This is a genomic window from Alkaliphilus crotonatoxidans (genome assembly GCF_054658015.1).
Map to the genome: position 1 here is coordinate 512451 of NZ_BAAHXS010000004.1, position 14711 is coordinate 527161.

10 protein-coding genes are annotated in these 14711 nt (G+C 42.8%); 5 read left to right on the forward strand and 5 right to left on the reverse strand.

Annotated features, from left to right (window positions below):
* Positions 1 to 34 precede the first annotated feature (34 nt).
* The 3 genes from ACYQ1I_RS05015 to tpx all read right to left on the reverse strand — a co-directional run bounded on the left by ACYQ1I_RS05015 (position 35) and on the right by tpx (position 4706).
* Entirely contained in the window at positions 35 to 1876 is a 1842-nt protein-coding gene (locus ACYQ1I_RS05015; protein WP_459762983.1) for an aldehyde ferredoxin oxidoreductase family protein, read from the reverse strand.
* 136 nt (positions 1877 to 2012) lie between these two features.
* On the reverse strand, positions 2013 to 3956 hold the full coding sequence (locus tag ACYQ1I_RS05020; protein ID WP_459762985.1) for a sigma-54-dependent Fis family transcriptional regulator: 1944 nt from the start codon (positions 3954 to 3956) through the stop codon (positions 2013 to 2015).
* A gap of 237 nt (positions 3957 to 4193) precedes the next feature.
* The gene (tpx, locus tag ACYQ1I_RS05025) at positions 4194 to 4706 is read right to left on the reverse strand and encodes a thiol peroxidase (RefSeq protein WP_459762987.1); all 513 of its coding nucleotides are present in this window, start codon (positions 4704 to 4706) and stop codon (positions 4194 to 4196) included.
* A 271-nt stretch (positions 4707 to 4977) separates the two neighbouring features.
* Here tpx and ACYQ1I_RS05030 point away from each other — a divergent pair, with 271 nt between their 5' ends.
* The 3 genes from ACYQ1I_RS05030 to ACYQ1I_RS05040 all read left to right on the forward strand — a co-directional run bounded on the left by ACYQ1I_RS05030 (position 4978) and on the right by ACYQ1I_RS05040 (position 9407).
* Positions 4978 to 6930, forward strand: a complete 1953-nt coding sequence (locus ACYQ1I_RS05030; protein WP_459762989.1) for a molybdopterin-containing oxidoreductase family protein — start codon at positions 4978 to 4980, stop codon at positions 6928 to 6930.
* A gap of 181 nt (positions 6931 to 7111) precedes the next feature.
* Positions 7112 to 8401 (forward strand): hydroxylamine reductase, encoded by a 1290-nt coding sequence (gene hcp / locus ACYQ1I_RS05035; protein ID WP_459762991.1) that lies wholly within the window; start codon positions 7112 to 7114, stop codon positions 8399 to 8401.
* A gap of 247 nt (positions 8402 to 8648) precedes the next feature.
* On the forward strand, positions 8649 to 9407 hold the full coding sequence (locus ACYQ1I_RS05040) for an FMN-binding protein (RefSeq protein ID WP_459762992.1): 759 nt from the start codon (positions 8649 to 8651) through the stop codon (positions 9405 to 9407).
* Positions 9408 to 9471: 64 nt separating this feature from the next.
* Here ACYQ1I_RS05040 and ACYQ1I_RS05045 read toward each other — a convergent pair whose 3' ends face one another.
* Positions 9472 to 10992 (reverse strand): carboxypeptidase M32, encoded by a 1521-nt coding sequence (locus tag ACYQ1I_RS05045; protein ID WP_459762994.1) that lies wholly within the window; start codon positions 10990 to 10992, stop codon positions 9472 to 9474.
* 226 nt (positions 10993 to 11218) lie between these two features.
* Here ACYQ1I_RS05045 and ACYQ1I_RS05050 point away from each other — a divergent pair, with 226 nt between their 5' ends.
* Complete coding sequence (locus tag ACYQ1I_RS05050) at positions 11219 to 12550, forward strand: S-layer homology domain-containing protein (RefSeq protein ID WP_459762996.1); 1332 nt, start codon at positions 11219 to 11221, stop codon at positions 12548 to 12550.
* 151 nt (positions 12551 to 12701) lie between these two features.
* Positions 12702 to 14069 (forward strand): MATE family efflux transporter, encoded by a 1368-nt coding sequence (locus ACYQ1I_RS05055; RefSeq protein WP_459762998.1) that lies wholly within the window; start codon positions 12702 to 12704, stop codon positions 14067 to 14069.
* Here ACYQ1I_RS05055 and ACYQ1I_RS05060 read toward each other — a convergent pair.
* A complete protein-coding gene (locus ACYQ1I_RS05060) occupies positions 14066 to 14551 on the reverse strand; it encodes a dUTP diphosphatase (protein ID WP_459763000.1) in 486 nt (161 codons plus the stop codon). The two genes, ACYQ1I_RS05055 and ACYQ1I_RS05060, sit on opposite strands and share 4 nt — an antisense overlap.
* Between the last annotated feature and the right edge of the window lie 160 nt (positions 14552 to 14711).

Here is a 14711-nt window from a genome sequence, read left to right on the forward strand (position 1 = left end):
GACTTTTTAACGGCCCCTTTCAATCTATTATTAATTAGGCATTGGCCTTCGCTAAAAGTCCCAGCTGTGCTAGTTTTTCCTCTGTGGGAACACCCTTTTCATCCCAGCCCCTTGCAGCAAAATATCCCGGCAGAAGCTTATCCAGCTGAGCTACATTACCCTTTGAAGGGCCGTCTGCTATTTCTTCCACCAATAACCGCTTTGGCAGGGTGTCGTCGGCTAATGTTAAGCCTGATCCCAGATTAAACAGCTTTTCAAGGTTCCAGATCCGCTCTCCGCCTGCCAATACTGATTCTGCCGTATGGTCTGTTCCGCAGACTGCATTCATCATATCAGCATAGTCCTGGGCCCCCAGGGCAAAGGATGTAAACAGACACACGCCAAGGGAATCAATGGCGGCAGTTAGATCCTGGAATATTTTAACCCATTCAGGCTTACCCTCAAGGCTTAATCGATCCAGCTTTTCGGGAAGCCCTAAAATTTCGGGTGAAATCAAGTAAGCCCGCACATGGCATCCGCCTCTGTTGGAGGTTGCGTAGGCCAAGCCCTGCCCTTGAATTCCCCTGGGATCGTAGGCAGGCAGCTCTTGCTTTTTAACTGACATTGACAATTCAGGAACCCCATACATTTCACATAGACGATAAGAACCCTCCGCCAGCTTATCACCAAAACCTTCTCTTTGACCCATTAGCTTAGTCCACTCAATAATGGCCTCTCCATTTCCCAGCTCCAGGGGAACCCCATTGAGTTCTTCCGGCTTAATAATACCCTTCTGGTACAGCTCCATAGCGGCAGCAATGGTGGCTGAGGCAGAGATGGTATCCAGCCCCATTTCATTACACCAATAATTGGCCTTAATGACTGCCTCTAAATCAGATATACCACAGTCGGCACCAAAGCCCCAAATTGTTTCATATTCAGGACCACCGCTTTCCAGATCCCCCACCTTACAATGACGACCGCAGGCTATTGGGCATCCATAGCACCCAACCCGCTTTACCAGGTACTTTTCAGCCAGGGTTTCTCCGCTAATCTCCTCTGCCAACGAGAAGCTGGATTTTTGGAAATTATTGGTTGGGAATGCTCCGTTCCCATTAATAATGTTCACCAATACTGCCGTTCCATAATTGGGAAGCCCTTGACCGGTAACACCATTTTCACGGATTTTCTTATTGCAATTGGCTACAACTTCCTTTAATTTTACAGCATCATAAACCGCTGCCTTGCCGGTACCACGAACGGTGATGGCCTTCAAATTTTTGGAGCCCATAACAGCTCCTACCCCTGAGCGGCCTGCTGCCCGGTCTGTATCATTCATAACTGCTGCAATTCTTGATAGCTTTTCACCGCCTGGTCCAATGGTGGCCACCTTGACCTTACTGTCACCGATTTCTTTAACCAATTGAGTCGTTACCTCCGAGGTTACCTTGCCCCAAAGATGAGCGGCATCTCGAATACTGATTTCATCATTGTGAATATGAATGTAAACCGGCTCATCTGCCTTTTCTTCAATGATGATCATATCGTAGCCTGCCATTTTCAATTCTGCACCCCAGCGGCCTCCAGAGTTGGAACAGGCAATGGTATCTGTCAAGGGCGATTTGGTAACCACCATATATCTTCCTCCGGTGGGTGTTGGCGTTCCACTGAGGGGCCCGGTGACAAAGATCAGCTTATTCTCTGGACTAAGGGCATCTGCCATGGGATCGACCTCATCGGCCAGATATTTTTCACCCAAACCACGACCTCCGATAAATTTTTTAGCCAATTCCATGTCCAAGGGCTCTACTTGATAGGAGCGTTCCTTTAAATTTACTCGTAATATTTTACCAGTGTATCCGTACATATTCATCCCCCTTAAGATTTTTTCAATCATTCAATCATAATAACTTGCAAATCCCGTGCCATAATAAAAAGGCCGCCCTTTCAGCAGCCTTATCCCTTGATTTACCAAGGTTTTTATTTAAATATAAAAAATTAAGAAGATGAATTATATCCTGTAGCAACAATATTTATGTTCCATATTGAAACACTTTATTCTCCGATACCTGTTCCACATCGTTACGCTGTTCCATTTTAGAACAATCTATTTTATATTTTTTCATCTTTCTATAAAGGGTATTTCTGCCAATCCCCAGGGCCTCTGCGGCCGAGCTGATATTCCCTTTATACTTAATTAACATATTGGTAATATGCCTTTTTTCAACCTGATCCAGGCTTTCCTCCTCCTTACTGCTCCGCTCCATGGGGGCATAGCCCGTTCCTTCCGAAAGCTCCCAGACCAGGCTGTTATTTTCTGCATTAATAATTTGCTCGATTTTATTTTCAAGCTCTCTTACATTACCGGGCCAGGGATATTCCGCCAGTCTTTGAATGACAGCCGGTGGTAAATTCGCCGGATTCTTTCCCAGCTTAAGGGATTTGACCGTCATGAAAAAATCAATCAAGAGGGGAATATCCTCCTTACGCTCCCTTAGGGGCAGCAGCTTCAGCGGAAGCACATTCAGCCGGTAGTACAGATCCTTCCTAAAGGTGCCCTTTTCAACCTCTTTTTTTAAATCCTTATTGGTGGCGGCAATAATTCTAACATCCACCTTGATTTCCTGGCTGCCGCCAATTCTAAAAAGTCTTCCTTCCTCTAAGACCCTCAATAGCCTTATCTGCATGTCCAGCGGCATTTCACCGATTTCATCCAAAAACAGGGTCCCCCCATCGGCCAGTTCAAACTTACCAAATTGTCCGCCCCGCTTTGCCCCTGTAAAGGCCCCTTCATCGTAGCCGAACAGCTCTGATTCAATTAAATTTCTGGGCAACGCCCCGCAGTTCAGCGCAACAAAGGGCTCATCCCTTCTGCTGCTTTGGTTATGAATTGATTGGGCAAATACTTCTTTGCCGGTTCCGCTTTCCCCGGTAATTAAAATTGTTGAGGGACTGTCGGCAATTTTTTTTGCATAGTTTAATACCTTCAAAAAGGGCTCACTGCGGCCAATAATATTGTCAAAGGTATAGTAGGCCTGTTTGCCCACCATCTTATTGGCCACCCGCTTCATTTTCTTTACTTCCCGGATCACACAGACGATTCCTTGAATCTTCCCCTGTTTATCGACAATGGGATAGGCACTCAGGGTGCAATGAAGCTTCTCCTTTTTTCCCTTCAAATAGGCTTCCTCTTCAATGTAATGGATATTATTGGCTACACTGTCCTGTATACCGTTCCACCCCTCTAAAATTCCCCTTACATTTGTGCATATCAGCTCCTCCTGGCTGTAGCCAAGCATTTGAACGGCTGCCTTGTTAACGGTTTTAATGTAGCCCTTTGGCCCTACGGTAAATATCCCTGATGTAATGGAATTAACAATGGTTTCAAAGGATTTTTTGGCTACCAGCAGATTTCGATGGATACTATTGTTTTTTAGCATTTCTTCAATGGCGTTAACTGCCGCCACCACCATGCCCAGGGTATGGGAATAGACCAAATGGCTAAAGCCTGTTAAATCTAGCACCCCTATAATCTTGCCATGGCTGTTGCGTATGGGTGCCGCCGAGCAGGTCCAGCGATGGTAGGCCTGAATAAAATGCTCCCCCTCTGAAACCTGTACCGGTACCCCCTCCGCCAGGGCCGTACCCATGGCATTGGTACCGATGTGCTCCTCATCCATATAGGCACCCGGAACCATTTCTAAGCCAAAGGCTATTTCCAATACATCTTCATCACCAATAATATCCAATATGCAGCCCTCTCCATCGGTTAGAATGGCAAAAAAGCCCGAGCCCTTTACAAAGTTGTATAGCTGCTTCATAAAGGGCCCTGCTGTTACAATCAATTCCTGATTTTCCTCCAGCTTTTGCTGGAGGGCTTGACCCTTTAATATTTTCGTACTATAAACCCGATTTGAGTCTATGCCCATCTTGATACATCTTTCATGGGATCTTTGAATATAGGGCTTTGTATCCATCTCTCACCAACTCCCTTATACTTTTGTAGCAAACCTACACCGAAACAGTATATATGTCAGTAAATTTTGAAAATTTTCCATCAATTCATTTCTATTATCTCATAATATTGTTTCCTGTCAAACCCTATGCCTATTAAATGTCACTTTACGGGCTTCATCAGGCCAAAATCAAAAAAAAAAATAAAAACAGCATTGAACCCACATTTATTTTAGTGGCATGCTGTTTTCCATTCCTTGCTAATCTAATTCTGAAACGGCCTTAAGGGCCTTATCATAGTCGGGGTGAGAGCCGACCTCTGAAACATATTCAATGTAGCGTATTCGGTTATCTCTGTCAATCACCACCACACCCCTTGACAATAGTCGTAATTCTTCCATTAAATATCCGTAGGCTAAACCAAAGGAGGCCTCCCGATGATCTGACAGGGTAATGGCATTGTCTATTCCCTTACTGGCACAATACCGGCTTAATGCAAAGGGTAAATCCATACTAATGGTCACCACAAGGGTGTCCCCTAGAGATGCCGCTTCTTCGTTGAATCGAATGGTTTGTAAATCACAAACCCCCGTATCAATAGACGGCACTACACTAATCAGTTTAATTTGATTACCCATGTCCTTCAGACCAAAGGCCTTTAAATCCTTTGTTAGGGCTGTAAAATCAGGGGCAGTATCCCCTACCTTCAGCTCCCTTCCCAGTAATGTAATGGGGTTACCCTTCATGGTAACTGCATTCCTTCTTCTTTCCACCAGACCCTTCTCCTTCCTCTTCTTAAATTATGATTATTTACTTATCATTCAAGATACCCCCCTAAAGGACGATCAATCATTAAATTAATGATCAAATAATGTCTTCTTTCCCCCCTGGCTCTATGATAAAATATTCTATATTCATATAAATAAGTTGTTGAATCAATACCAGTTTCGGTAAAATGTCGACAATGCTGTTAAATAGAAACGGAAGATTTTATATTCAACAACCAATCAATTGTAAAATACCTAGGAAAGGATCTGTCTAGCCATGAAAACCATTAAGACCGCCTGTTCCTTAGATTGCTGGGATGCCTGCAGTATACAGGTTGAACTTTCGGAGGATCATGAAATTGTTCGAGTGACAGGGGACAAAGACCACCCTGTTACCAGGGGGTTTTTATGTCAGAAGGGGGCCTATCACCTAAAACGCCTTAATAGCCCCCTGCGCCTTACATCCCCCATGAAAAAGGTTAATGGGCAATGGACAAAGCTCACCTGGGCCCAGGCCATTGATGAAATTGCTGCCCTGCTGCAGGATACTTTAAGGCTTTATGGTGCTTCTTCAATTCTTCACTATAGTGAATCGGGCCATGGGGGCCTTTCAAAGGAAATTGACCGGGCTTTTTTTAATGCCCTTGGAAGTGTCACTGTTCCAACGGGCAGCCTTTGCTGGGGGGCGGGAATTGCCGCTCAAAAAGAAGATTTTGGCAAGGTATTGAGCCACACCCCAGAAGATACCCTTCATTCCAGGGTTATTCTGATATGGGGCAGAAATCCTGTCAATACCAACGTTCACCTGGTTCCATTTCTAAAGGCCGCCAAGGAACAGGGCACAAAGCTGATTGTCATTGACCCCATTCAAACCGCCACGGCCCAAATGGCTACCCATTATTACCAGATCAAGCCAGAGTCTGATGGCGCCCTGGCCATGGCAATGGCAAAAATAATACTTCAAAACCAGTGGTATCATAAAAATTTTATTGATAAATATACCTGGGGCTTTGAAACCTATCAAAAAAAGCTTGAAGCCATTTCATTGGAGGAATTAATTAGGGCTACAGGACTATCCGCCGAAGCAGTCCTTCAGCTTACCAGGCTCTATGCCTTAAATTCTCCCGCTTCTATTTTTCTTGGCTATGGCCTGCAGCGATACCCCAATGGCGGACAAAATATACGCTATATTGATGCCCTGGGGGCCCTAACGGGGAATATTGGAATTCCCGGCGGAGGGGTCAACTATGGCAATCAATTTGTTTCCCAGTGGATTGACTGGGATTACGCAAAAAATACTCAGCCCCAGGGGCAGCCCAGCTTTATACGGGCCCACTTTCCCCAATATATCCTGAAGGATCGAAGGGACCAAATCAAGCTAATGTTCATTACCAAGGCTAACCCACTGCTGCAATTGCCCAACACCAATAAGACCATCGAGGCATTTGAGTCAATTCCTGTTAAGGTAACTATTGACCTGTTCATGACAGACACAGCCCAGTATTCTGACTATGTACTGCCCGCTAGCCACATTTTTGAAGAGGAGGATTTTCTCTGTTCCTCCATGTGGCATTCTCATTTCTTTTACACCCAGCAGGTGGTTCCTCCCCGAGAAGGAGTAAAGGAAGAATTTGAAATTTTCAGTCTGTTGGCAAAGGCGCTGGACATGAAGGATTTTCTTCAGCGTTATCCCAATAAAAATGCCTACCTTGAAAGGGCATTGGCTCCACTGATTAACAATACCGGTATGTCGCTGGCTGAGCTACAGGGAAAGGCATTGAAAATAGAAGGAAATGAAGTGCCCTGGGAAACCAAAAAATTTGCTACTCCTACGGGTAAATTTCATTTTGCCGAGCCGAAATATTTCAAAAGACAGGTTGACCCCAACTATCCGTTACAGCTATTAAGCCTTCATCCCAAGCATTCCCTTCATTCACAACACAATGTTGACCTTGAGGCGGACTTTATTCCTGAAGTGTATCTGTCGGAAGATACCATGAAGTATTATGGAATTCAAGCTAACCAGAGGATTTTAATTGAATCTTCCGAGGGAGAAATTGAGGCCAGGGCTGTTGCCAATACAGGAATTCCAAAGGATGTTATGATGATCTACGAGGGCTGGTGGTTCAAGCACCAGGCCGTTAACCGGCTGACCTCTTCAGGGGTTTCCGATATCGGTAATCAAGCTATTTACAACTATTGTTTTTGCAGAATTAAGCTGTTGAAATAAACCAAAGGCCAGAATCTATTTTTTAGATTCTGGCCCTTTAGCTTCTATTGACAATCATCACGTATAATCGTGATATATGTCACAGTTTACCAGGCTATTATATCGTATGATATGAATGTACCCAAAAAGAAAATAGAAGCTTGAAAGGAATTTCACATAAAAATATAAAGGAGGCTATATCATGTTTTGTTATCAATGCGAACAAACGCCAAAGGGCGGATGTACGGGGAAAATTGGGGTCTGCGGTAAAAACGAAGACATTGCCAGTCTTCAGGATACCATTATTTTTGGATTAAAGGGGATTGCTGCCTATTCAACCCATGCAGCACAATTAGGCTACAGAGACCCAGAGGTGGATAAAATCACCCACGAAGCCCTTTACCTAACTCTGACCAATTCAAACTTTAATCTTGAAGAACATATTAATATGGCCATGAAGGTGGGCTCTGCCACTGTAAAGGTGATGGATTTATTAGACAAGGCCCATACCTCTCTGTTAGGTATTCCCCAACCAGTAACAGTATCTGAAGATAAGGTTGAGGGTCATGCTATTTTAGTGACAGGCCACAACTTATTTGCCCTGGAAGAACTGTTAAAGCAAACCGAAGGAAAGGGAATTAATATTTATACCCACTCTGAAATGCTGCCAGCCCATGGTTACCCACAGCTTAAAAAATATTCTCATTTAAAGGGAAATGTAGGTAAAGCATGGTTCGACCAAAGAAAAGTATTTGAAGAATTCCCTGGATGTATTTTAGGTACAACCAACTGCTTAATGCCAATTAAGGGAAGCTATTCAGACCGATTCTGGTCCTATGACGTTGCCGGCCTAGAGGGAGTTCAAAAGATTGAAAATGACGATTTTACACCAATTATTGAAAAGGCCCTTTCACTACCCAAGGCCAACGTTGAATCAGATAAGACTTTAACAACAGGTTTCCACCACGAGACAGTATTAAGCATTGCCCCTGAAATTGTTGACGCAGTAAAGTCCGGTAAAATTAAACGTTTCTTTGTTATCGCCGGTTGTGATGCCCCCGGTAAGGGTGGAGAATATTATCGGGAACTGGCCACCTCACTTCCTAAGGAGTGCGTTATCCTGACAACCTCCTGTGGTAAATTCAGATTTAATGATATAGACTACGGTGTTGTTCCCGGAACCAATATTCCAAGATATATCGACCTGGGTCAATGTAATAATTCTGGCTCTGCTGTTAAAATAGCCCTAGCCCTGGCCAATGCCTTTGATTGCCAAGTTAATGAACTACCTCTTAGCATTGTGCTATCATGGTTTGAGCAAAAAGCTGTGGCCATTTTACTTGGATTATTTAGCCTAGGCATTCAAAATATCTATATCGGACCTAAGCCTCCGGAATTCATAACTCCCGGTGTACTCAGCGTACTACAGGATACCTTTAACCTAAAGCTAATCAGCAACGTTAATGATGATCTTGCTGCCATGATGGGTTAATTAAATCAATCATATATTATTTAATAAAAGGATGTGTCGAGGATACATCCTTTTATTTTTTATTGCCCCTAAAATTTCTTTATCCTTCGTATCTTTTAAATAACCCGGCAGAATCAGGTAAAAGGAGCTTTCAGGCTAATTGTTACGTAAAATTTAAAAAAATATTGTTCGTTATTTATTTATTTATAGTTATTGTTAATGTATAATGGTTCTTGGTTGAATAAAATTATTTGGGAGGATTTATGCAATGCACATGAAAAAACTTCTTCTTACAGCACTTGCTGCGGTGCTGGCACTTAACCTAGCAGCCTGTTCTACTCCATCAGACAATGAACCTGTTGGAAACGATACTGACAACGAACAGGTAGAAGAAACCCTAGGAAAATATTCAAATGGCACCTATACAGGGGTTTCTGATGGTGATGAAAAGGGTTATGCAAAGGCAACCATCACCATTGAAGATGATAAAATTGTTAATGTAGAACTGACTCAAACTAACAGTTTTGGTGACGAAAAGGGTGAAGATTATGCCTACGAGGCATACCATGAGGCGAAGGTAGCCATGGCAGAAAAATTTGTTGAAGCCAATGGTGTTGAAGTAGATTCCTTCACCGGAGCAACTGGTTCAAGTACCCAATGGAAGCAAGCAGTTGAAAGAGCCTTGGCCTTAGCTTCTACTGAAGGTATGGAAGGTAAATACTTTGACGGAACCTTTATGGCAGCTTCAGAGGCTGACGATAAGGGCCGTGGTGTGGCATTAGTTACAATTAAAGATGATGTAATTACAGAGGTAGTTTTAAAGCAAACAACCTTTGCAGATGAAAAAGAAGCATTTAAAGATGAAGACTATGCCTATGAAGCTTTCCACGAAGCTCAAACTGCTATGGCAGAAGCATTTGTGGAAGCCAATGGTACTGATGTTGACTCCTTTACAGGTGCAACCGGTTCATCCAGTCAATGGAAGGAAGCCGTAGAAAACGCCTTAGCTAACGCAGCTATCCAATAGTACTTATTAAACCCCCTGGCTCATTATTTTGACGTCAGGGGGTTTTTTAATCGTTCAACGAACCTTATATTTCATAAATTCCCTTATATTTTGCTTCAATATATTCAACAAAATACTGGGGATTAATTTCTTCGCCTGTCACCTTCTTAACCAGCTCTGAAGGCTCCAACAGGGCCCCATGTCGATGGATGTTTTCCTTGAGCCAGGCTAAAATTGGCTTAAAGTTGCCAGACTCCACCAGCTCATCATAATTGGGAAGATCGGCCTTCAGTTTTTTGGTAAATTGGGCTGCATAAACATTACCCAGGGAATAGGTGGGAAAATAGCCAAACATACCGTCGGCCCAATGGATATCCTGCAACACCCCTTCCCTGTCATTGGGGGGTGTAATTCCCAAATAGGCCTCCATTTTTTCTTTCCATAGCCTTGGTAAATCTGCTACGGTAATTACGCCATCGATTAAATCCCTTTCAAGCTCATACCGTAGAATAATGTGCAGGTTGTAGGTAACCTCATCGGCCTCTACCCGAATGAATGAAGGTTCAATCTTGTTAACCGCCCGATACAGCTCCTCAACGGTAGTATTTTTCAGACTTTGAGGGAAGGTATTTTGAACAATGGGGCCAAAGTAGTTCCAAAAACCTTTGCTTCTTCCTAAAATGTTTTCCCAAAATCTTGATTGGGATTCATGAATGCCAGTTGATGCCGCCTCCGACAGGGAGGTATCAAGAAGGGCCTCATCAATATTTTGCTCGTATAGCCCATGGCCGCCTTCATGAATTGTAGAAAACAGTCCACTGTTTAAGAAATTTTCCTCATAACGGGTGGTAATACGTATATCACCGGAGTTAATTTTAATGGTGAAGGGATGCGTACTGACATCCAGTCTTCCCTTGTTAAAATCATACCCCATGGCCTCCAGAACCTTTAAGCACAGCTCCCTTTGCCCCTGAATAGGATAGTTTCTCTTTACAACTTCTGCATGAGGCCCAGACTTAGCTGCCATAATCTGCCTTAAAAGAGGGATAGTTTTTTCCTTTATGTAGGCAAAAATCTGATCTAAAACTTCTGTAGTCATACCCGGCTCATAATCCTCCAGCAGGTCATTATACCGATCCCCCTGATAACCTCTTAATTCAATGAATTCCCGCTGAAATGCCACAATTCCCTCCAGGTAGGGCTGAAACATTTTAAAATCGTTTTTCTCCCTTGCCTCCTCCCATACGCCCTGGGCCTTTGTCGTAAGGGTCTTGTAGGCCCCATAGCGCTCTGGGGGAATTTTTTTATAGCGGTCCATTTGCTTTTTATCATAAATAATGGCTTTTTGTAAGGTTTCAGACAGCCCTTCAAAATTCTCCTTCTCCATAAGCCGTCCCAACAAAGCCTCCAGCTCATCAGAAACCGTCAGCTTAAATACCTCTGTATAAATTGTTCCAATGGTTTCTGAACGTTCATCCATCGTTTTCTTAGGCGCCTTTGTCAGAAGATCCCATTGCAGCAGGCTTAAAACCTCAATAAATTGCTTTCTTCTTTTTACTAGTCCATTATACTGCTCAACCAAGGCTTTTAATTGATTATTATTCAATACATTTCCCCCTTTTATAGCTTTCTGTAATTGATATGTAAAACAAATTTTATATATATATTTTATAATTAATTGCAGCTCAAGTCAAAATATTTAAAATATTCTTTTCTGCTAAAATAAGGACGTGTATATTCATTTGTCTACTGTTGTCATTTCTGATAAAATTATTAATATGATTTAAAGTGGGTACATATTAAAATAACAAAACCTAAGGAGGTTGAATCAATTGAAAAGAGTTAAAATGTTCACTGCTTTATTAATGGCTCTATTATTAATGCTGCCAGCTATGGCCTATGGAGAGCCGGTAGAGACCGTCAGCCGGCTGGAATTTATCAAGGAAGTGCTAAATACATTAGAGCTAAACATCCCTGCCAACGGGACTTCACCCTTTAACGATATTACCGAGGAAGCAGATATCCCCTATGTGGCAGTTGCCCATGAATTAAACCTTATTTCAGGTAATGGCGGTCTTTTCCGTCCCGATGCCTCAATTACAAAGGAAGAAGCCATCATTATATTGACCAGACTTTTAGGTGAGGTCAACCTTGTGGCTTCTGACGAGGAGCTGAATTTTACTGACAGTAATGAAATTGGTTCCTGGGCCAAGCCCTACGTACTTCATGCTGTTGAGCTGGGTATTTTAGAAAATGGGCCAGAAGCCCTAAATCCCAAGGCAAAGCTTACGGCTCCTGAGCTTGAAAAGTTATTAAATCAATTTCAATCAAGTCAAATCCGTGAAGGCCTTTCAGCCACAGAAATGCTTGTATTGACAGAAAAGAAATTACAGGAAAAGCTAACCTATCAGCAAAAAGGCTATATGATCATGGACATGGAATTGACAGAGCCTTCAGGCCAATCCCAGCAGTTAACCATTGATATGCTGATGAAGGCCCATGTAGAGACACCAGAAACTGTTTACACCATGGTAACGGCCACTACTCAAGAGGGGGATTTAAAGCATACCGAAGAAAGTGAAACCTTCATAAAGGATCGTATCGCCTACATACGTCAAGGGGAGGGTCAGGAATGGATTAAAATGGACATGAATCCCCTTATGGACATGATCGAAGGTTTACAAGGAGGCGTACAGCAAGGAATACCTTCCATCCCATCGGATCAATTGGAGGCCTACGGCCAATATGCCCATTATTCAAGGGATGCCGAAATAAATGGTCAAAAATATTATGTAATTGAAATTAATATAGACCCAGCCTCTTATAAAGAACTATTTACCCAAATATTAAATCAATCAATGGATCTACTCTTTGAAGGCGAGCTATTGGAGCAAATGACCGGCGAGGCTCTGCCTGCCGAGCTTAATCAGGAAGAATTTAAGGCCATGGTTAAGGAAATGATTGCCCAAACCGTAGAAAATACCAATATCCATATGAACATTACCTATTACATCAATCAAGATACCAAGGTCTACGAATATTTTGAAATGAGTCAATTGATGGATATGGACATGATGGGAGTGAAGATGAACTCCTATATGAATGGTTGGTTTGAGATTTTTGGTATTGATGAGCCTGTTTCCTTTCCTCAAATAGAAGAATAATATAAGGTGGATTTTGCAAAGCCAGCAGACAAGGATTTTCCTTTACTGCTGGCCTTTATTTTGCTTTTATATTTTCTTATTTTTCTGAATTGATTATATGACTTAAAATGCTATAATATATTTAGACATACTAAACATTTAAGGAGGTCCTATGAATTACGCCGATAAAAGACAATTGATTTTAAACGGCTCTATGCCCAGGGTGATCATGCTTTTGGCAGGCCCCATTATGCTGAACAATTTAATTCAAACCCTTTATAATTTGGCTGACACCTTTTGGGTAGGCCGACTGGGAACCAATGAGCTGGCAGCCATGGGTCTGGTATTCCCCTTTATTTTTTTAATAATCTCCTTGGGAATGGGTATGAACGTCGCCGGCACTGCCATGATTTCTCAATACACAGGAAATGATGATGCAGAAAGCGCCCGGCTAGTGGCAGGCCAAATCTTCACCTTTGCCCTCATTATTTCTGTAGTTTTGGGAATTCTGGGCTTTTTTGCGGCCCCCCTAATGGTGGGCTTTATTAAGGCCGATGCTGTGGTACTTGAGCTAAGCGCCCAATATTTGAGTATTATGTTTTTAGATATGCCGGTGGTTTTCCTATTTTTCGTCTACAACGCCATTAAACAGGGGCAGGGAGACACCTTTACACCCATGGTACTAAATGTTTGTGGTGTGGTGCTGAACATCATCCTAGACCCAATCTTTATTTTTAATTTTGGCCTGGGAATCAGGGGGGCTGCCATCGCCACCATCATTTCAAGGGCTATTTTCGCCTTCTATGCCATCTATACCCTTTTTGCCCATCGACGGGGCGTTTACTTAACGAAGAAAAACCTAAAGCTAAAAAAAGACCTACTCCTAAGAATTATCAAAATTGGTCTGCCCGCCACCATTGGTCAATCGGGTTCAGCCATGGGCTTTATTGTCTTAAACGCCTTTGTTATTTCCTATGGCAGTGCCACCCTGGCCGCCTTTACCGTGGGAAATCGAATCAATTCACTGGTGCTGATGCCCGCCATGGGCATAGGCAATGCCATGGCCACGATTGTGGGTCAGAATTTAGGGGCTGATCAACAGGAACGGGCCAAGCTAGCCTTTAGAACCAGTGTCTGCCTTTCTACCATATTCATGGTGATTGGGGGAATCGTACTGTTTTTAAGCTCTACCCGGGTAGTGGCACTGTTTGTTAATGACGACCCCGAGGTACTAACCCAGGGAATTGAGTATTTAAAGCTAATTTGCCTTAGCCTGCCCCTCATGGGAATTTTTCAAATACTAATTGGTACCTTCCAGGGCTCAGGCCATACGGGTTACGGTATGACTATGGAAATGGGCCGCCTTTGGTTCTTAAGAATTCCCATGATCGTTTTATTCCGCTATTATACCAATTGGGGCTCCAACGCAGTTTGGTACGCCATGCTGCTAAGCAACCTTTTTATCAGTATGGTGGGAATGTTAATCTACTGGAAGGGCAACTGGCAGGAAAGGGTCATTCATCAGAAGGCCATGGTCTAATATCCCTCGGCCTGCCTTTGATGATTAATTTGGTTTTTCAAAAGATAGGCGGCTTCAATTTCTTCAAGGGTAAAGCCTAAGGCCTGGCCCAGGGCCATGAAGTAATTCCAGAGGGTTTTATAGTTCTTTTCATTCATATGGTTCTTAAAATGGATAATTTCGGTAAATACCTGCTGAAATCCCTGAACCAATGGTACCTTTGGTTCTTCACTGGTCATGGAAAGATCGGTAAAGCCCCCATCCAGCCCAATACTTAGGATAAAATGCAGGCAATCAACATATTCCTCTAAAATTACCTCTTTTTCAGAGGGCTTTTTTTTGCTCCAATACTTAAAGCACCTTGTCTCATTGGCCAGCTCCCCAAGCTCCACCTGTAGGGCCAACAGCTTAGGGGGAATTAAATCCTGGCCCTTAAGCTGGTGTTCCCTTAGTATTTTATCATCTAGTTCCCGCTGTATTGCAAATAGTTCTGTCAGTTTCATATGTACCTCCTTTAATAATTCTCATAATTATTTATTTTATCATACCTGCCATCCCAATGCTACGATCTGGCTATTAATCAAACATGCATATTTATGTATTGACTTGCTGATGTTTTTCATCTATTCTTATTATATATGTGTTTATTCAATTACTGTAGAT

Excerpts from the sequence above, each read along its gene's own strand:
- ACYQ1I_RS05015 (WP_459762983.1), bottom strand. The coding sequence starts at position 1,876 with ATGATTGAAAAAATCTTAAGGGGGATGAATATGTACGGATACACTGGT.
- ACYQ1I_RS05020 (WP_459762985.1), bottom strand. The coding sequence starts at position 3,956 with ATGGATACAAAGCCCTATATTCAAAGATCCCATGAAAGATGTATCAAG.
- ACYQ1I_RS05030 (WP_459762989.1), top strand. The coding sequence starts at position 4,978 with ATGAAAACCATTAAGACCGCCTGTTCCTTAGATTGCTGGGATGCCTGC.
- hcp (WP_459762991.1), top strand. The coding sequence starts at position 7,112 with ATGTTTTGTTATCAATGCGAACAAACGCCAAAGGGCGGATGTACGGGG.
- ACYQ1I_RS05040 (WP_459762992.1), top strand. The coding sequence starts at position 8,649 with ATGCACATGAAAAAACTTCTTCTTACAGCACTTGCTGCGGTGCTGGCA.
- ACYQ1I_RS05055 (WP_459762998.1), top strand. The coding sequence starts at position 12,702 with ATGAATTACGCCGATAAAAGACAATTGATTTTAAACGGCTCTATGCCC.
- ACYQ1I_RS05060 (WP_459763000.1), bottom strand. The coding sequence starts at position 14,551 with ATGAAACTGACAGAACTATTTGCAATACAGCGGGAACTAGATGATAAA.